The 16,535-nt window shown below is 47.4% G+C and carries 19 protein-coding genes and 2 tRNA genes; 6 read left to right on the top strand and 15 right to left on the bottom strand.

What is annotated here, in order from left to right; all coding sequences use genetic code 11:
* Positions 1 to 11 precede the first annotated feature (11 nt).
* Positions 12 to 401 carry a hypothetical protein gene (locus tag H8S65_RS21330; RefSeq protein ID WP_004291527.1) on the top strand — a complete coding sequence of 130 codons (390 nt, stop codon included), beginning with the start codon at positions 12 to 14 and terminating at the stop codon, positions 399 to 401.
* 33 nt (positions 402 to 434) lie between these two features.
* Here the strand turns inward: H8S65_RS21330 and H8S65_RS15615 are convergent, their stop codons facing one another.
* From H8S65_RS15615 to H8S65_RS15575, 9 genes are all read right to left on the bottom strand, one after another.
* Positions 435 to 743 carry a hypothetical protein gene (locus H8S65_RS15615; RefSeq protein WP_004304290.1) on the bottom strand — a complete coding sequence of 103 codons (309 nt, stop codon included), beginning with the start codon at positions 741 to 743 and terminating at the stop codon, positions 435 to 437.
* Positions 744 to 796: 53 nt separating this feature from the next.
* Entirely contained in the window at positions 797 to 1,042 is a 246-nt protein-coding gene (locus H8S65_RS15610; protein WP_004291529.1) for a DUF6956 domain-containing protein, read from the bottom strand.
* Complete coding sequence (locus tag H8S65_RS15605) at positions 1,039 to 1,272, bottom strand: DUF3873 domain-containing protein (RefSeq protein ID WP_004304291.1); 234 nt, start codon at positions 1,270 to 1,272, stop codon at positions 1,039 to 1,041. The genes H8S65_RS15610 and H8S65_RS15605 overlap by 4 nt, the downstream gene beginning before the upstream one ends.
* 19 nt (positions 1,273 to 1,291) lie before the next feature.
* Positions 1,292 to 1,549: a DUF8466 domain-containing protein gene (locus tag H8S65_RS15600; protein ID WP_004291531.1), complete on the bottom strand. Its 258-nt coding sequence runs from the start codon at positions 1,547 to 1,549 to the stop codon at positions 1,292 to 1,294.
* Positions 1,550 to 1,573: 24 nt separating this feature from the next.
* Complete coding sequence (locus H8S65_RS15595) at positions 1,574 to 2,905, bottom strand: PcfJ domain-containing protein (RefSeq protein WP_004291532.1); 1,332 nt, start codon at positions 2,903 to 2,905, stop codon at positions 1,574 to 1,576.
* Positions 2,902 to 3,318, bottom strand: a complete 417-nt coding sequence (locus tag H8S65_RS15590; protein ID WP_004291533.1) for a PcfK-like family protein — start codon at positions 3,316 to 3,318, stop codon at positions 2,902 to 2,904. The genes H8S65_RS15595 and H8S65_RS15590 overlap by 4 nt, the downstream gene beginning before the upstream one ends.
* A gap of 13 nt (positions 3,319 to 3,331) precedes the next feature.
* Entirely contained in the window at positions 3,332 to 3,553 is a 222-nt protein-coding gene (locus tag H8S65_RS15585) for a hypothetical protein (RefSeq protein WP_004291534.1), read from the bottom strand.
* Between the two features lie 11 nt (positions 3,554 to 3,564).
* Positions 3,565 to 3,780 carry a hypothetical protein gene (locus H8S65_RS15580; RefSeq protein WP_004291535.1) on the bottom strand — a complete coding sequence of 72 codons (216 nt, stop codon included), beginning with the start codon at positions 3,778 to 3,780 and terminating at the stop codon, positions 3,565 to 3,567.
* Positions 3,781 to 3,941: 161 nt separating this feature from the next.
* Positions 3,942 to 4,328, bottom strand: a complete 387-nt coding sequence (locus tag H8S65_RS15575; protein WP_009126113.1) for a hypothetical protein — start codon at positions 4,326 to 4,328, stop codon at positions 3,942 to 3,944.
* 491 nt (positions 4,329 to 4,819) lie between these two features.
* Here H8S65_RS15575 and H8S65_RS15570 point away from each other — a divergent pair, with 491 nt between their 5' ends.
* From H8S65_RS15570 to H8S65_RS15560, 3 genes are all read left to right on the top strand, one after another.
* The gene (locus tag H8S65_RS15570) at positions 4,820 to 4,984 is read left to right on the top strand and encodes a hypothetical protein (RefSeq protein ID WP_186930819.1); all 165 of its coding nucleotides are present in this window, start codon (positions 4,820 to 4,822) and stop codon (positions 4,982 to 4,984) included.
* Positions 4,985 to 5,224: 240 nt separating this feature from the next.
* Complete coding sequence (locus tag H8S65_RS15565) at positions 5,225 to 6,031, top strand: DUF4469 domain-containing protein (protein WP_186930818.1); 807 nt, start codon at positions 5,225 to 5,227, stop codon at positions 6,029 to 6,031.
* A 200-nt stretch (positions 6,032 to 6,231) separates the two neighbouring features.
* Positions 6,232 to 6,441: a hypothetical protein gene (locus H8S65_RS15560; RefSeq protein ID WP_186930817.1), complete on the top strand. Its 210-nt coding sequence runs from the start codon at positions 6,232 to 6,234 to the stop codon at positions 6,439 to 6,441.
* A gap of 217 nt (positions 6,442 to 6,658) precedes the next feature.
* Here H8S65_RS15560 and H8S65_RS15555 read toward each other — a convergent pair whose 3' ends face one another.
* The 4 genes from H8S65_RS15555 to H8S65_RS15540 all read right to left on the bottom strand — a co-directional run bounded on the left by H8S65_RS15555 (position 6,659) and on the right by H8S65_RS15540 (position 11,702).
* Positions 6,659 to 8,113 (bottom strand): TrkH family potassium uptake protein, encoded by a 1,455-nt coding sequence (locus H8S65_RS15555; protein ID WP_186930816.1) that lies wholly within the window; start codon positions 8,111 to 8,113, stop codon positions 6,659 to 6,661.
* 21 nt (positions 8,114 to 8,134) lie between these two features.
* Positions 8,135 to 9,472 carry a Trk system potassium transporter TrkA gene (trkA, locus tag H8S65_RS15550; protein WP_186930815.1) on the bottom strand — a complete coding sequence of 446 codons (1,338 nt, stop codon included), beginning with the start codon at positions 9,470 to 9,472 and terminating at the stop codon, positions 8,135 to 8,137.
* 29 nt (positions 9,473 to 9,501) lie between these two features.
* Entirely contained in the window at positions 9,502 to 11,409 is a 1,908-nt protein-coding gene (gene dxs / locus H8S65_RS15545; RefSeq protein WP_186930814.1) for a 1-deoxy-D-xylulose-5-phosphate synthase, read from the bottom strand.
* A gap of 220 nt (positions 11,410 to 11,629) precedes the next feature.
* Positions 11,630 to 11,702, bottom strand: a tRNA-Phe gene (locus tag H8S65_RS15540).
* A 186-nt stretch (positions 11,703 to 11,888) separates the two neighbouring features.
* Here H8S65_RS15540 and H8S65_RS15535 point away from each other — a divergent pair.
* Together H8S65_RS15535 and H8S65_RS15530 are read left to right on the top strand one after the other, a co-directional pair.
* Positions 11,889 to 11,962, top strand: a tRNA-Pro gene (locus H8S65_RS15535).
* A 93-nt stretch (positions 11,963 to 12,055) separates the two neighbouring features.
* The gene (locus tag H8S65_RS15530) at positions 12,056 to 12,703 is read left to right on the top strand and encodes a pentapeptide repeat-containing protein (protein ID WP_186930813.1); all 648 of its coding nucleotides are present in this window, start codon (positions 12,056 to 12,058) and stop codon (positions 12,701 to 12,703) included.
* Between the two features lie 8 nt (positions 12,704 to 12,711).
* Here the strand turns inward: H8S65_RS15530 and H8S65_RS15525 are convergent, their stop codons facing one another.
* Both H8S65_RS15525 and H8S65_RS15520 read right to left on the bottom strand, forming a co-directional pair.
* Positions 12,712 to 12,978 carry a GNAT family N-acetyltransferase gene (locus H8S65_RS15525; RefSeq protein ID WP_186930812.1) on the bottom strand — a complete coding sequence of 89 codons (267 nt, stop codon included), beginning with the start codon at positions 12,976 to 12,978 and terminating at the stop codon, positions 12,712 to 12,714.
* Between the two features lie 12 nt (positions 12,979 to 12,990).
* Positions 12,991 to 16,524, bottom strand: a complete 3,534-nt coding sequence (locus H8S65_RS15520; RefSeq protein WP_186930811.1) for a hypothetical protein — start codon at positions 16,522 to 16,524, stop codon at positions 12,991 to 12,993.
* Positions 16,525 to 16,535 lie beyond the last annotated feature (11 nt).

Here is a 16,535-nt window from a genome sequence, read left to right as displayed (position 1 = left end):
TGCTCTATCACTTGATAGATTATCGTAGGATTTTCTCGTTAATTGACATCGTTGAGCCATTTTTGCCTATCGGTTTCCAAATAACACTTCAAGTTGTAAGTGTTGTGAGAGCAATACAAAACATAGTTATTAACCATAAAAAGTATAGCGAAATTATGAAGAAAGTATTTAGGAAAATTCAGAAAGGAACAACAAAAATGATTGAACGTATCAAATCGTTGGGGGAAATGGAGACGAAGCAGAAATGTGTAGTTCAACGGTTCGAGATTATCATTCCCCTCCACCAAAAAATAACGACCCAATATATAGCCTCCGCAAGTTTTACTTGCGGATTTTTTAGTTATCGCAGATTGGACAAAGGTTTCTTTGCTACTTTCTTTGTCCGCCATCATGCTCACTGAAAGAAAGTAGGGCGGCTCTCGCCGCCCCGCCACTCAAAAGCGTGTGTAAAGTCCCGTCACCATCGTGAACATTTCCTCCAGCATATCAAAATAGATACCCTCGTGTACGGCAATGTCCTTTGTCTTGCACTCAAAGGTCTTTTTGCTGAACGTCCTGCGGTAGAAGCGCATATTGTAGAGGTCTGCCCCTTCGTCATAGATGATGTCAAGGCGGTTGGCACTTGTTTTGTTCCTTGCAAGGCTCATCCGTAAGCCGTTGCCCATATCTATGAAATCACGGCTACCTGTCATGGCGGTGAAGCGTTTTCCGCCTATCTGCTGTAATATCGTCTTGGCTATCATATCTTTTGTTTTTAGGGTTTTAAGTATTGGCGGTGCGGACACCGCCATCCCGTTCAAAATTCTCGCATTTCGGAAATGGGGGTCTGCCGTTGTAGCCACTCTTTCACACATTCCATATTGTACTCGCTCGTGATGACTGCCGTATGGCTGTCGGTGGCGGTGAAACGTGTGCTTTCGTAATCATCTATCCACCCCTTGAGGGTGTCCGTTCCCCACGCTCCGGTATCGTCAAAGATACCGTCCAATGCCGTGATAGGTTCGCTGAACTTGACTATCAGCGTTTGATAGGTCGTGTTCATAGTCTGTCCTCCTTTCCCTTCTTTGCGTTCAGCCACTTGTCCCGTGCGGCTCGGCACTCGTCCAACGTGGGTTTGACACAAGAGAACAATTCTCTGTCTATGGGGTGGCGGTAGTCGTACTGCACAAGTGTCCGCCTGCGTCTTCCGATACCCGATTGGAAACGCTCGTATTTCTCCGTACCTGCTTCCGCGCAGGTGCTTACTCCGTTGATGGTCATTCGTGTTGTCATAATGTTGCTTTTTAGATGGTTAAAAATGTACTGACAGAACTCTGTTCTTCATCACCATTTCGGGGTTGCTTGTGTAGCGTTGGTGCAGGTAGAAATGGTGTGAGCCGAAGCCGTAAAGGAAAAACTTGTCAAGTTCGTGCTTCTCGGCAAACTCCTTTACGCTCTTTCTCAATTCCCCCTCACTCGTTGTGAGAGTGAGGAGGTTCACAAATTCAAGGAACATCGTGGGGATTGCATCATCCCACACACAAATCATACTTTCAATTCTTACTTCCATATCAATGTTGTTTTAGGGGTTATGCTATGCCGCTTTCATCCGCTCACGGATAAGGTTGGCGTTCTTGTTCACAAGGTCTATGATGCGCTCGTGATATTCGGTGTCCTGGTTGTGCTTGCCGTGGCACTGCACCACTTCGAGGGTTCGCAAGTCCACCTCTACGGTTTCAATAATCTCATCGCCAATCCTTGCCGATAGTATGAGGGTGTCGGCTTTCTTGTAGTATCCACTGCCAAACACGCAGATGCCCTGCGTCTTGCCCTCGTTGTAATACTCGTCTATGCTTTCAAGCACCTTGACGATTATTTCCTCGTCCGTGATTACCAAGCCGAAGAATTTGGATTTGTTGGCGATGAAATCCTCCGCATCTTTCTTTCGTTGGAGTTGTCGCTGTTGCTCACGCTCACGCCTTTCAATCTCCCAACGGCGTTGCTCTGCGGCTCTTTCCTTCTCGTGTATGGCTTCAATTTTTCGGGTTGCGTTGTCGTGTGCCGCCATGAAATCTTCGGGACAGATGTTCTTCGGGTTACGGAGGTCTTGACCGAGTTTTTTGAGCATACGCAGATAGTCGCACCACATTGAGAGGTTGTCTATCTGATACTTGTGACGCTTGGCAATCAGATATGATGCCCAACATTCATCGGCAGTACGGGTATTGAAAAGAAAGTGTTTCATGACCTCAATCTCACCGCCTTTCATAAGGGTTTCAATTCTTGGGTCTGAAAGCAAGGCTTTGAAAAGACGCACGGGGGAGATGCCGTGGAAATCGCCCTTGAAGCCGTTACGTCTGAGTTGGGGCAATATCCTCATCTTTGGATATGCACAGCTTCTTGCCACCACATCATCGTATAGGCTGTTGTGCGGTCTTACCTCCATATCGCTGCCTAATGCCCACACATCGCAATAGCAGAAAAGGAAGCCACGGAGCAACGCCATGTCCGTAACCTTGCCGTCGGGTGAAATCCAACGCTGCACGACCTCGTGGCAGTAGAAACGCATCGGTTCGCCTTTCCTGCTCTCGCATCTGACCTGCGCCACGCGGATTACCTGATACCCTTTGCAGGTGGTTATCACGCTGAAATTCTGCGTTTCCTTGTAGATGCGTCTGCGTGTGTCCTGCACTTTGAGTTCGGCATGGCATTTGGGGCAGGTGCAGCCTTCAAGGGTGTCGCATAGTCCGCTGTCGCTGTGCCACTCGTGACCGCAGTCGGAACAGGTGATGTTCCCTTTCTTGGTGCGGTAGCCGATATGCTCAACGCAGTGGCGGTATGCCCAATCTATTTGTGTCGCTGATATGGGGCGAAGGTTGGCGGAAAGTCTTGCCACCTCTTTCTGTATCTTGGTCTTCGGTTTCATAAGCCTAAATCAAATAATGAGGGTTGGGGTTGGTTTTCTTTTCTCGCTGACGGTCTGTGGCGGTTCTGCAACTTGCGGAGTTCCTCCTCTTGGTATTTGCGGACAGCGTTCTGACGTGCCTCCGCCTTTTCCTCTGCCGTGAGTTTCACAACGTGGTTCACAACCACTTGGCAGTCCATCGGTTTGCCCACCTCTATCTCGTTTTCCTCATAGTAGTGGATGGCTTGCCCGAATATCTCTCCGTCCGTGAAACCGTTGCAACCGCTTTTCTGCACATAGTTCAGAATGTGGGTCACGCACTCGTCCATGTTCTTGGCAGGGTTGCGGTACTTCTTTGCAAATAGCGCATCTTCCTCCGCACGCTGTTCCAAGTACATATATATCGTTCTCTTGAAATGGTCTGTTCCTTTCATATCGCTGTCATTTTTAGATTATCTGTTTCAGTATCTCTCTCCAATAGGTCGGCTCTACCTCGCTGAGAAGGAAGTCCATGAAATCCCTCCGTGCGTCCTTGTTCAGTTCGTGGTACAATCTTCGGAAAGTTTCAAAATTGCCGTTGATGTACGTTTCCACCATATACACGAAGATGTTGTCCACCTCGTAATATCTGCACTGCTGCGCTGCCGTCTTGCTGTTTCTTTTTGCCATGTCGGTAAGGGTTAAAGGGTGAATAACCAAAGGATGAAGCCAAAGAAGGCAATGGTGGAAAGGATAGCCACGATTACACCTATCGCCACTCGGAACACTCCGTTTACAATCTCTCTGATGATGCCCCAAAGGATGCCGAACACCCCGAAGGCGGTGCGCATCATCAAGCCGCATATCGCCAACCCGATGTGTTGCGCCATTTGTCTGAAATTTGCCGTTGCCGTCATATCTTCGCTGTTTTTGATTTTTTTGTTTTTAATGCGGATTCAAGAGCTGAGGGAGTTGAGTTTCAAACTATCTTATCTGCCTCTCGTTTATCCGACATTTTTTTTATGCGTCTTTCTGTCGCATCGGTCGTTTTCGTTTCGGGTGCTTGAAAAGGTAGGGATTAGGGAATGCAAGGTTTTTCGGTCAAAATACTACCCGCAGGGCTGGAGATTTTTACCGAAAACAGGAGGCTTGACCTTGCTTTCCCGTCCAATCCCGGAATTACCTTTGCGCCCAGAACGAAAATGACTGACTGATGCGGCTTACTGAAAGGCGCAAAATGGAGGTAAACGAAAACAGAGGCAGATTGTGTAGAAAAAAACTTCAGGGGAAAATCCGTAAAAAAAAGAATCACCAAAAGGAAAAAGACATCACCGGAAGCGTGAAAAGGGCAAACCACAACAAAGGAAGTATGATTGTTTCCGATCCGACGGAACTTGTTCAGCCGGGTGGCAACAATCATTCTTCCCGGTTTGTCCGGCTGTGTGTGGGCGCCTGTTTCATTCATGGGGCAGGCTGACACACTCTGCATTCACTTTCCGCTTCCGGCAAAAGAGACAGCGAAAAAAGAAAAATCATTTGAAAACCCGTAAAAGCACCTCTTGGCATAGGCGCAAAAGAAAGGGGCATTGCTTCATCTGTCTAAACATCGTTTAGGCGTGAGGCAATGCCCTTTTCTCCAGCTATGCGGTAGTCGGCACACGTTTGTTCCAAACTCGTTTTGGGCAATGGTGTGCCGACGGACAATACCGCTTTTACGGAAAATTCTTATGAATGAGGGGATAAAAAACGGGAGTTTATATCAAAATCTCGAATTAAATAGCTACTTTTGCATACGAAGAGTTCTTTGAAGGTTACGCAACGCGCAGAAGGATAATGCAGTAGATAACTAACTAAATCGTAACCTATTACTATCAAGAGCAATTAACCTACGCTCATTTCCAATAAATTACACTCTTTTCGTAACTTCATAACGCAAAAATACATAAAAGCGTATATATGGAAAGGGGAAAAAGTTGCCCTATATCGCAAAAAGGGCAAAAACAGCAAAAACGCCATGCTCATTATCAGCTACTTACAAAGCCAGAACAGGTGGATAAAAACGAGGTGGCAAAAGTGATAAAACCTTGTGTTGATGAGGGTTTTGAGGCTGTTTTGAAATGACTAATGAAAACGTACGTTTTTTTTAGTCATTTGCAAAGGTAAGATTTTTAATATAAGATCAAAAACTTATTTATGAGTAAAATCACTATTAGACATTAATTTACAAGGATTATAAGCAAGTAAATATATTTTCTCATCTCCCTTGTATTTCCTCTGAAAAAATGACTAAAAAAAACGTACGTTTTCATTAGTCATTTTATCAAGTGAATGCATCAAGTATAAACATTAAAGCTAATCATTATGGCTAAAAAAGTAAAACCGGGCAAACTCAGAGGCAACACAGTCCCCAACAGCCTGACTGCCGATGAAAACGATTATACGCTCAATATAATCGGCGGCATGAGTTATTCTTTGGACGACCTGGCGCAACTCGTCGTAAACGGCGGGGTGACGACCGACTCCAAAGAGAAACTGATCGAAAACTTCCGCCTCATCGCCGAAAAAGGCGTAGAGATGGGGCTGCAAGGCAACAACATCAACTACGACTACTTCACCCTCCGCTTCGGCACGAAGGGCGTGTTCAACTCCGCAAACGAACCTTTCATGCGTCCAAAGCATGAGGTAACCGCCTCGATGGCAGTAGGGCCCGAAGTGCGCAAAGCGATGTTGGAAACAATGGTCGAAAACATGGGCCCCGCCCAGCACTTCGCCCAGATGGACACCATCATCAACACCGTAAACGGCGAAGTGAACAAGAGCGTCACCTCCGCACAGGTGCTCGAAGTGAAAGGCGTAAACCTCCCTCTCAAAGGCGACGACCCTTCGGTCGGCATCTACCTCCAGGAAGTAGGCGCTTCGGACGATACCCGCATCAAAGCCTCCATCATCCTCAACAACGAACCGAAACGCCTGATGTTTATGGTCCCGGCAGGACTTGTGATCGGGAAGATGTATCAGTTGGTGCATGTTACGCAGGCGGGAGCGGGAACAAGCTCTGCACAGCTATTGAAAACACCGCGTATCGAATTTAGCAGCAAGACGTTAAAATGCACAGACGGAACCCCTATGCCGAATGAAGGAGAAGAGGAACGTCCGGGTGAATTATAGATACCCTCCTATCTGTTCCCATAGATGGTATCCTATCTATTACCTTAGATAGGGTATCATCTAAGCCCGTAGATATGACCCTATCTATGGCAGTAGATAATATATCATCTAAAATAAAGCATATTTGATACACCCTCTCAGTTTATTAGGTCATTCCCGATTTATTGTATATAAGTATTAATTTATAACAAATTACAACTATGACAAAATTAAGTAACCTTTCATCCAAAGCCTACCAGTCAGCCATCCCCGGCAGACTGCGGAGAAGCCAAGCCTTGCCTAATGAAAGCAAGTGGAATCCCAACAAACCAACCCATGCTACCCAAGATGAATTCTGGGAACATATCCATGAGATCGAACGAGGCCCGTTCATCTCCGTTGAAGAATGTTTTAATAACATACGGGGATAAGACCCCGGCATAACATCCTCAACAGAGCCGTCAGGCTCTATTTCCGGCCTAAGCTGGTGAGCGTTAAGCGCAGAGACCGCAGTGAGCGCCCGGAGCATCTGCTGTTTGAGCGTAGCGAGTTTCAGATGCGACAGCGAACGGAGGGAACGGAGTAGCGAGGCAGGTTCGGCCTTGATCTTTTGGTTACTTTTGGATCAAGCCAAAAGTAACATACCGATTATTGTTTCCAGAACCCCGGCAACAGTATAGTCAGCACCGTGAATATCTCCAAACGGCCTACCATCATCAGGAAGGAGAGGAACCACTTCGATACGGTCGGCACTTCGGCATAATTGCCGACAGGGCCGAGACTTCCCAGGCCAGGCCCGACATTGCTGATAGAGGATACGGCAGCGCCTATTGTTTCTTCAAACCCCATCCCGTCGATCATCAGCACCATGCAACTGACAAAGATCAAGGCTATATAAGCAAAGGCAAAAGCCAGCACCCGGTGGACGACATCGCCGGATATGGCATGCCCGTTCATCCGCACCGGAATAATGGCATGCGGATGGGTCTGTTTCTTAAACTCATTGAAGAGGTTCTTGGTCAGGATCACAAAACGTCCCATCTTCAAGCCTCCGCAGGTAGAACCCGCGCAACCGCAGACAATCATAAGAACCAACGCCAGCAGCCAGAAGAAGGGACCCCAGGGGATATAATCGGTCGTTGCGAAACCGCAAGTGGTGACAAGCGTCACTACCTGGAAGATGGCCTCCCTGAAAGCCGTGCCGAAATCGTCCACGATGCCCTTATACATGATCCAGGCTGTCGACATCGCCGTAATAATCAGCACGAACCAGAAGAACCAGCGTGTTTCTTCATCCGTAAACAGCTTCTTGGGCTTGCCGTTAAAAAAGAAATAGATCAGGGTGATATTGGTCGCCCCGATAAACATAAAGATCGTAATTATATATTCGATATAAGCAGAGTCCCAGTAGGCTATACTGGCATTCTTCGTCGAATAGCCACCGGTAGAAATACAGGTGAGCGCATGATTGACAGAGTCGTACAGGTCCATCGGCCCCGCCCATAAAAGGCCGATAAGGATAATGGTCAGGAACAGGTAGACCCCCCACAGGCGCTTGGCAACCTGTGTGACACGCGGGCGGAAACGTTCGTGCGTGATCCCCGGAGTCTCGGCATTGAACATCTGGGTGGCTCCACCGCCGATAATAGGCATCAAGGCTACGGTAAACACGATCATCCCGATACCGCCCTGCCATTGCGTGAGGCTTCGCCAGAACAAGATCCCGTGCGGAAGCGCTTCGATATCGGCCAATATGGTAGAGCCTGTCGTCGTGAAACCGGACATTGTCTCGAAATAGGCATCCGTCACATTATCGATATACCCTCCTAAATAGAAAGGCAACATCCCCAAGAGGGAGAAAAGGGCCCAGGTCAAGGTAACGGTCAGCATCCCCTCACGCCGCCCGGCGGTATGCTCGTTGGCTCGTAGCCCGATCAACGTAAAAAGGACTCCCGTTCCGAACATAATGCCGCTCGATTGCAGCAGCGGATAGAAGTCGTCGCCTTTATACAAGAAAGCGACTGCCGTTGCTGCCAGCATAAACAATGTTTCGAGGATGAACATCATCCCTAACATCTTGATTATAAAACGTACGTTCAACATAAAGCAATTGACAATTGACCATTAATTAAAGTAGTCCTCTAACTTACGCATGGCCGTATCTAGACAGAACACCACGACGTGGTCGTATGCCTGGATATGTGTATCACCCTTGATCATCATAGGCTCGCCGTCACGAATCAATCCGCCCAGCGTTAAATCCTTCGGGAGGTTCAGGTCTTTTACCTGCTTGCGGGTAATCTTCGAATCGGGACGGGCTACAAGTTCCGCCACATCGGCATTGGCAAAGGTAAGGCATTTCACGTTCGACACGTCTGCATCCAGCAGAAACTGGTAGATATGGCTGGCGGCAATCAGTTTCTTATTGATAACCGAACCGATATCCATGCTTTCCGCCAAAGGGATATAATCGATATTCTCGATCTTGGCGATGGTCTTGAATACTCCGGCGCGTTTGGCGGCCAGGCAGGCCAGGATGTTCGTACTCGAATTATCCGTCAGCGCGATAAACGCCTGTGCGTCTTTGATCCCTTCCTGCATCAACAGGTCGGTATCGCGTCCGTCCCCGTTGATGATCAGGACATTTCCGGGGACGACCTCGGCTATGCGATGGCTCTTGTCTTTGTTTGTCTCGATTACTTTTACACGGATATTGTTCGGGAGATACTGGCAGGTACGGATCGCGATACGGCTGCCTCCCATAATGATGACTTTCTTCACTTCGGGGTCTCGCTTGCCGGCGTGTAGCCGGACATCTTCGATATGGCCTTTGGTCGTTGTGAAGAAAACGATATCGCCTGATTCTATACGGTCCGTACCACGGGGGATAATGGTCTCGTTCTGCCGTTTGATGGCAACGATATGATAGAGTTTCTGCTCGTTCAAGAGTTCGGACAGGTGCTTGTTCACAAGCCGGGAGTTATCGCGTATCTTCACGCCGATCAGGATCAGGGCGCCTCCGAACAACTCCCAGTATTGACGGGTCCACGGACGTTTGACAGCCGTCACGATCTCTTTGGCTGCCAGCATTTCCGGGTAGATCATGGAATCGATCCCCATCTTCTCGAACAGTTCCTTATTTTTAGGGAGCAGGTATTCGTAATTGTTGATACGTGTCAACGTCTTGCGTGCTCCTAATTTAGAAGCCAGAATACTGGCTGCCACATTGGTCGTTTCTTCCGGCGTGACACTGATAAACAGGTCCGCCTTCCTGATACCGGCTTCTTCCAGGTCCCGAATGGATGTCGGATTACCTACCATAGGAAGGATCTCCATGCTTGAATTCGTAAAATTCAAACGCTCCTCATTCGGATCCATCAGGATAATATCCTGTTTCTCCTGTGATAACATTTTTGCCAGGTGGGTTCCTACTTCACCGGCTCCGGCTATAATAATTTTCATTTTATATAGAGATTAATTATGAGGATATATTATCCTCCGATAACCATCTTTTTTATTTCTCCTGCAATACTTTTGGAATCCATGCCACATAGTTTATACAGTTCGGGAATCGATCCATGTTCCACAAACTCATCCGGCACACCGATCCGCTTCACCTGCGGAGTATAACCGTTATCAGCCATAAATTCCAGAACAGCACTGCCAAATCCGCCTCTGATCACGCCGTTTTCAACAGTTATGATACGGCTGAACCTTTTACCGACTTCGTGCAGCAGTTCTTCATCCATCGGTTTTAAATAAATCATATCGTAATGGGCAATCGATATGCCGTCACCCTCAACCTCCTTTATAGCCTTTATCACTTCGTTGCCGATAGGGCCGAGCGACAAGATTGCAATATCATCTCCATCACGGAGCTTCTTACCTTTCCCGATCGGCAGGACATGCATCTTATTCCTCCAATCCGCCATCTCTCCCTTACCGCGCGGATAACGGATCACAAACGGACCGTCGCTTTCCTTATACCCGGTGTACATCAGGTTCCGCAAATCCAGTTCGTTCAAAGGGGACGAAATAACTAAGTTCGGGACCGGACGCAGATAAGCAAGGTCGAACACCCCGTGATGCGTCGCCCCGTCTTCGCCAACCAGACCGGCACGGTCCAGGCAGATCACCATATGAAGATTCTGGAGGGCGACATCGTGTATCACCATATCGTATGCCCGCTGCATAAAAGAAGAGTAGACATTACAGAAAGGGATCATCCCCTCTTTGGCAAGTCCGGCAGAGAAAGTCACCGAATGCCCTTCGGCAATCCCGACATCAAACGCCCGCTTCGGGAACGCTTTCATCATATAAGTCATGGAACAACCCGTCGGCATGGCAGGAGTGATTCCTACGATCCGTTCGTCCTGTTCGGCCAATTCGACAAGGGTATGCCCGAAGACATCCTGATAAAGTTGAGGTTCGTTCAGCTTGTGGACAATGATCCGCTCTCCTGTTTCCTTATTGAACAGTCCCGGTGCATGCCATTCTGTCGCCGACTTTTCTGCCGGCTTGAATCCTTTGCCTTTCTTTGTCTTGATATGTAACAGCTTCGGGCCTTCCATATCTTTTATATCGTTCAGCACCTTGATCATATAATCGACATCATGCCCGTCGATCGGGCCGAAGTAACGGATGCTGAATCCCTCAAACAGATTATGTTGTTGCGTGAGCAATGCTTTCAAACTATTGTTGAAGCGAAGGATGTTTCCCCGGCGGTCATTATTGATCAGCTTCATTTTGCGCAGTCCGCGGTACACATCATAGCGCATTTTATTGTACGTCTGGCTGGTTGTGATATCCACCAAATACTGGCTCAACCCACCGACTGCATGATCTATTGCCATATCGTTATCATTAAGAATGATAAGCAGATTGTTCGGATTGGCCGAAGCATTATTCAGACCTTCGAACGCCAAACCGCCCGTCATGGCTCCATCGCCGATCACAGCGATCACGTGCCTGTCCTTTTCCCCTTTCAGGGCAGAAGCGACCGACATTCCCATAGCCGCCGAAATGGAATTTGAAGCATGTCCGGCAACAAACGCGTCATAGGTACTTTCCTGGGGATTAGGGAAACCGCTTATTCCTTTGAATTTTCGAAGCGTATGAAAGGCCTCCCGACGTCCGGTCAGTATTTTATGGCCATACGCCTGATGCCCCACATCCCATACAATACGGTCGTAGGGAGTATTAAAAACATAGTGTAGTGCAACCGTCAGCTCTACCGTACCGAGACTTGCCCCAAGATGTCCGGGGTTCTCTGATAGTACATCTATTATATATTGACGCAACTCTGCACATACCTCTCCCAATTTATCGGGGGACAACTTGCGCAGATCCTCCGGGTAATCAATGGAATTTAATATGTGTTCATCCTTGCATTCTGTCATAACCGCTATAATTTTGTGGCAAATGTAAAGAATTAACGGGAGATAAAATAGTTTTAGTATGTCATTCTTTAGCAGTATGACACAATTAAACCGCTTCTTCCCTCTTTCCTTATAATCAAATTTAATCCTATTTTGCTTTTCCGTAGTAACGTGAACAAACTCATTTGCTATAAAAACAAAACAAGCAGCTACAAATAATTGTAACTGCTTGTTTTTCAGGTGGTGCCACCAGGAATCGAACCGGGGACACAAGGATTTTCAGTCCTTTGCTCTACCAACTGAGCTATGGCACCGTTGTTTTGTTTAACGGGTGCAAAGGTAAACATTATTTGTTATACTCCAAATGTTTCAATGGAAAATATTCAAAGAAATTGTATTTTAAAGAAGAGATAGAAAAAAATCACGTTCCACATGAAAAAAAACAGCAAAACTATTTGCGGTTTAAAAATTAGTTGTACCTTTGCAGCCGTAATCAAAAACGGGATGTAGCACAGTTGGCTAGCGCGCCACGTTCGGGACGTGGAGGTCGGAAGTTCGAGTCTTCTCATCCCGACTACAAAAAGAGGGTATATCGAAAGATATGTCCTCTTTTCTTTTTTTATTCATAATATATACTTTTACTTTCCATTCATAAAATAGATAGCATATGAAAATTACACAACCTCGTTTGGCAAGCGCTCTTCATGAAGACATAGACATACAGACAGCGTTAGAAAAGAATGATGAAGATCTGATCGAGTACTCTTTCAAAGGGCTGCGTATTGAAGGGATAAAGAAAAGTAATCTCTCGGTGCAATCCTGCCTTTTCTCCAACTGTAGCTTTGGAACGTGTAGCATCCGGAAATCCCAATTCAGCGATGCCATTTTCAAGAACTGCGATCTATCGAATGTAAATCTTTCAGGGTGCGGCTTCCACCGGGTGGAGTTTACCGGTTGCAAGTTGATGGGCACCAATATGGCAGACGGGATATTCAATCATATCACATTCGAAGAATGCCGGGGAGAATATATGAACCTTTCGATGAGCAAAATGCGATATATACAATTCATCAACTCTAACCTGCGGGGAGCCGGAATAGAAGGTTGCCAACTTACGAATGTTGCATTCGACGCCTGCAACCTGATGGAAGCAGAGTTTTATCGCACTGCCCTGAAAGGAATCGATCTGTCGAACTCGGAAATATCCGGTATCCGCATCACAAACCTCGCCAATAGCGAATTACGGGGATCTTCCGTCTCTTCCTTGCAGGCATTGGAACTGATTCGTATGCTGGGGGTAGAGATCAAAGGCTGAACACGCCGTTACCCGGCATAGTCAGGATGCCGATGCAACCAGGCCACTGCATATCGGCAGGTTGCCAACGGTTTCATGCCGTTTTCGAGAGCATAATCATAAGCGTATTTCACTAAAGCGGCAGCAATCCCCCGCCCTTCGATGGCAGGAGGAACAAGGGTGTGAATAATATCCAGCTTGTCTCCGGACAAACGATACTGTACAAAAGCCGTTACGCCATCCACCTGCGTTTCAAAACGTTTCTTATCCGGATAATGAGTGATAATGTAATCCATATTCTTAATCATTTATCGTTCGAATTCTAATAACAAAGCATCCTCTTTTCGATCTTCCGGAACGGATTTCCCGGAAACGTCCTTTTTGCCCCGGAAGAAGTTCTTCACTTTCGTAAAGAAAGTCATAACTCCTTTGGCTGCATCCTGCTTCTTTTTGGAAACGCCGACCGATTCAATCAACGGCGGTCTTAATATCTGCCACAAATAATTGAAAGTGGAATGATAAGGATCCCTTATTATTGAAACACTCGAATGGCGCGGTTTGTTAAAACCTTTCTTTGTTTTATCCGGATTATCATGTTTTAATATACGGTTGACCAGGCTGGTCAGAAACTTCTTATCCGTCAGTTCCCCTCCTTTCTCCTTCAGCAAAGCGGCTTTCAAGTCATTATACAGAAAAAGCATCTCCACGGTAGCTCCTTTGCTGGTGGCCTCCGTACTGAATGTCATCCCCTGGACTCGTCCGCTCTGGACTTCCGCCGAGGACAAAGGAATAAGCAACTCGTTCAACGCCGTCAGGTCGAAACTGTCCAGGCGGGCATTCAGCAGGAAACGATCATTCAGCGAATCGACCGGCAACTGCCAGGTAGCAGTAAAGGTCCCCTTCCCCATCAACTTGCCATCAGCATCCAGCACGATATATTGATCCGGACGGGAAACAATATTCGTAAAGCCGGTAAACGTACCGTTCATATCCGTAAAAAACAGCTTGCCGGGCGTCGTTCCCTTCTTCGCCAGTTCTTCATAAACGACAGAAAAGTTTTTCACTCCCACTCTTTGGAAATCCAGTTTCACCGGAGCTTTCTGAAGCCCGCTATAAATCATCGGGACAATATGCGGAGAAACCGGTATTTTCTTATTCTTCAGATTCTGCAACACGGGATCCGAGATCTGCACATCGGCTATCCGGAGTACTTTCTCCGAAAAATAAGAAGGCAGGTCGATGCCTGTCAAAGAAACCCGTCCGACGCTCACGTCAAACCAATCTTTATGATGCGGCTGCAAATAGGCAAATTGCATCTTAGGATAAGGAGATACAAGACGGATGCGGTCGATAACCGCACTCGACTCAGTCAGATCCACCCCGCCCACCTTTAAAGTATAGAAACCGTTATCCAGAGGGAAAGCCAGGTTACGGGTTGAAAAACGGATATCATCTAATTTATAGGTACGAAGACGAGTATCGACAGCCAAGCCTTTTACAAACAGATTCGTGGTATCTAACTTCTGCTGTTGCAAAGAATCGTTTTTCCCCAAATAAGCATAATGAATATTGGCATCCGTCAGACTAAAGCGCCCCAAAGAGATTTGTCCGGCGACTTTTCCCAGTGCCGTATATAAATCAGCAGGTTCGACCTTCGCTTTATGAGGTAAGGTATCGGAAACATGGCCGGGATAAATATCGGCAACCGGGCTTTCCAGACGAATCTCATCCAACCTCAGCAACGTACTGTCCCACGCAATCCCCTCCAATGCCAGACATTTCAACGAAGCAGACACTCCGCTTCCGTCCGGCTTGAACACCCGGATAGCGGGAGAATCTATCCCGAACGAGGTTAAACGTATATTCCGGTCCGGCCTTTCAGGTATCCGATTCAGCCCGCTTATACGAAGTCCCGGCGAAGAAAACCGGATATATGTCTTTGCCGCCTTCCCAGCCGTATCTGTTGGGAGCAGCTTGATGTCTTGCAATTCCAGGGTTCCTTTCACGGTCGAAAACTGTCCTTTCCGCACCGAAAGACGGTATTCTTTCCCCGGCAAATAGTTATCGAACCGGCTAAAGCTAAACCCCATATTTCCATAGTCGAAGAACAGCCCGCTCCCCTCCCCCGTCTGCCGGTTCACCAAAATACCGGTTGCAAAGAAATTAAAGTCGTTCAGCTTATAAGTAACCGGATCGGGCACGCTTTTATCATCGACCGTCACATACGCATGGTTCAGGCTCACCCGTTTAACAGAGAGATAACGAAGGAAGGGATTCAGGATCGCCTCCACATCGACACGGCTGTTTGCCGACTTCGCCTCTTTCTTACTAAAGGAGGGAGCCACCACATAACGCAGATTCGGACGATCGATTTTCAGCAACCGGGCACTGATCCCCTTGTCGTATGACAAACCACGGATTCCAACCGTATCAATGCTTCCCGCCATATAATCGTTTCGTCCGCGAACCGATAAGGGACGCAGCCGGATTTGCTCCAGGTTGAAATCCCCGCTTTCCGTGTCCAACGCCATGCGCTTCACCGTAAACCGGTGATTGCGGGCCGCCATCAGCCCTTCTATACCGGTCGCTTCGAACGAGAAAGCACGCGAATACCAAAAGCCGTGCCGGACTTCCGATACGGAATCCACCTGAAAATCGTAAGCATGGAAATCAAAGTTTGCCAACTTATACACCTCAACCGTATCTTTCACGGCAAAGGAATATTGCAGTTTCGCCTTCTCAATCCCGATCGTCCTGATAGAGACAGCATGCAAGACCGGTGATATCAAGTCATAAAGAGACAGGGAACCGACTAAAGAATCCGCCTCCATTTCATTCAGACTTTTCTTCTTCACTTTCCCGCCAGGCGGCTGGCTTTCCCCCGCCAGATTAAAGGCTTGTATATCCGAAGAAACAATATCGAACGAACGTGCCGACAAGTAGTTCAGCGCATTTTCACGACGAAACTGTATTCCTTTCACTTCAATGGCCCTGATCAACGCGTTCAGGTAGCTGTCGGGCCGCTGTTTCCGTTCCTCCCACAATTCACCTTGGGGCGTAAGCGTAATATTGGAGATGGAGATAATGGAATCTTCCGTACTCAGCAGAATCCTGTCCGTCTGCAAGCGAAAGTCATTATTGGTCAATAGCGTCTGCGACCGGTTGGTAATGAAATCGAAATTGTCGCAATAGAGCAACTTCCCGCTTTCGGACGAATCCTCATCCAAACGGAAACCATACGCATGGAAACTGACATCGTTCAAGGCATAGACAATCGGCGAAACAGGATTTTCCACGGAATAGGAAACGCTGGCGTTCTCCAGGTTCAGCACGCGGACGCTCAATACATTAATGTAAGGAGAGATTACCTCGTACAAAGTCTTCGTCTCCGCCTCTTTTCCCGCTTTCACCTCCGCCCGCGTCGAATAGTAAGGGTTAAACACCTGTATCTCCGGATTCCTGATTTCAAACGAATCGAAATGCAACTGCTTGTAACTCCATCGCCAGGTAAGGTTCAATCCTTTAAAGTCGATCATACCGACCTCGGCCGTCACATAGGTAGACGGCAGGCTGTCTTTTCTTTCCCAATCCCGGAAAACCGCCGGGTCGGGATATAGCTTTACTCCCTCAAGCATCAATTCACCTTTGAAGAAACTGATGGAAAGGTTATCGAAAGAAAGCATATAGAAGCCATCCGTAGCCTCGGCTGTCCGATGGATCAGTTCTTTCCGGAGATACCGTTCGAGGCGTTTCGTCAGATGAAGATTAAGCAGGAATATAGCGGCGGTCAGCACTATCGCGATCCCCAACGTGTACCCAATGACTTTTTTTGTCTTCCCCATAAGACTTAAAT

The organism is Parabacteroides hominis, assembly GCF_014287585.1.
GTDB classification, from domain to species: domain Bacteria; phylum Bacteroidota; class Bacteroidia; order Bacteroidales; family Tannerellaceae; genus Parabacteroides; species Parabacteroides hominis.
Note: the sequence above shows the minus strand (reverse complement) of the source record. Positions and strands in the feature narration are given on the sequence as shown.

Coding starts and splice junctions, on each gene's coding strand:
- H8S65_RS15615 (WP_004304290.1), bottom strand. CDS start 743: ATGATAGCCAAGACGATATTACAGCAGATAGGCGGAAAACGCTTCACC.
- H8S65_RS15610 (WP_004291529.1), bottom strand. CDS start 1,042: ATGAACACGACCTATCAAACGCTGATAGTCAAGTTCAGCGAACCTATC.
- H8S65_RS15605 (WP_004304291.1), bottom strand. CDS start 1,272: ATGACAACACGAATGACCATCAACGGAGTAAGCACCTGCGCGGAAGCA.
- H8S65_RS15600 (WP_004291531.1), bottom strand. CDS start 1,549: ATGGAAGTAAGAATTGAAAGTATGATTTGTGTGTGGGATGATGCAATC.
- H8S65_RS15595 (WP_004291532.1), bottom strand. CDS start 2,905: ATGAAACCGAAGACCAAGATACAGAAAGAGGTGGCAAGACTTTCCGCC.
- H8S65_RS15590 (WP_004291533.1), bottom strand. CDS start 3,318: ATGAAAGGAACAGACCATTTCAAGAGAACGATATATATGTACTTGGAA.
- H8S65_RS15585 (WP_004291534.1), bottom strand. CDS start 3,553: ATGGCAAAAAGAAACAGCAAGACGGCAGCGCAGCAGTGCAGATATTAC.
- H8S65_RS15580 (WP_004291535.1), bottom strand. CDS start 3,780: ATGACGGCAACGGCAAATTTCAGACAAATGGCGCAACACATCGGGTTG.
- H8S65_RS15575 (WP_009126113.1), bottom strand. CDS start 4,328: ATGAATGAAACAGGCGCCCACACACAGCCGGACAAACCGGGAAGAATG.
- H8S65_RS15570 (WP_186930819.1), top strand. CDS start 4,820: ATGGAAAGGGGAAAAAGTTGCCCTATATCGCAAAAAGGGCAAAAACAG.
- H8S65_RS15565 (WP_186930818.1), top strand. CDS start 5,225: ATGGCTAAAAAAGTAAAACCGGGCAAACTCAGAGGCAACACAGTCCCC.
- H8S65_RS15560 (WP_186930817.1), top strand. CDS start 6,232: ATGACAAAATTAAGTAACCTTTCATCCAAAGCCTACCAGTCAGCCATC.
- H8S65_RS15555 (WP_186930816.1), bottom strand. CDS start 8,113: ATGTTGAACGTACGTTTTATAATCAAGATGTTAGGGATGATGTTCATC.
- trkA (WP_186930815.1), bottom strand. CDS start 9,472: ATGAAAATTATTATAGCCGGAGCCGGTGAAGTAGGAACCCACCTGGCA.
- dxs (WP_186930814.1), bottom strand. CDS start 11,409: ATGACAGAATGCAAGGATGAACACATATTAAATTCCATTGATTACCCG.
- H8S65_RS15530 (WP_186930813.1), top strand. CDS start 12,056: ATGAAAATTACACAACCTCGTTTGGCAAGCGCTCTTCATGAAGACATA.
- H8S65_RS15525 (WP_186930812.1), bottom strand. CDS start 12,978: ATGGATTACATTATCACTCATTATCCGGATAAGAAACGTTTTGAAACG.
- H8S65_RS15520 (WP_186930811.1), bottom strand. CDS start 16,524: ATGGGGAAGACAAAAAAAGTCATTGGGTACACGTTGGGGATCGCGATA.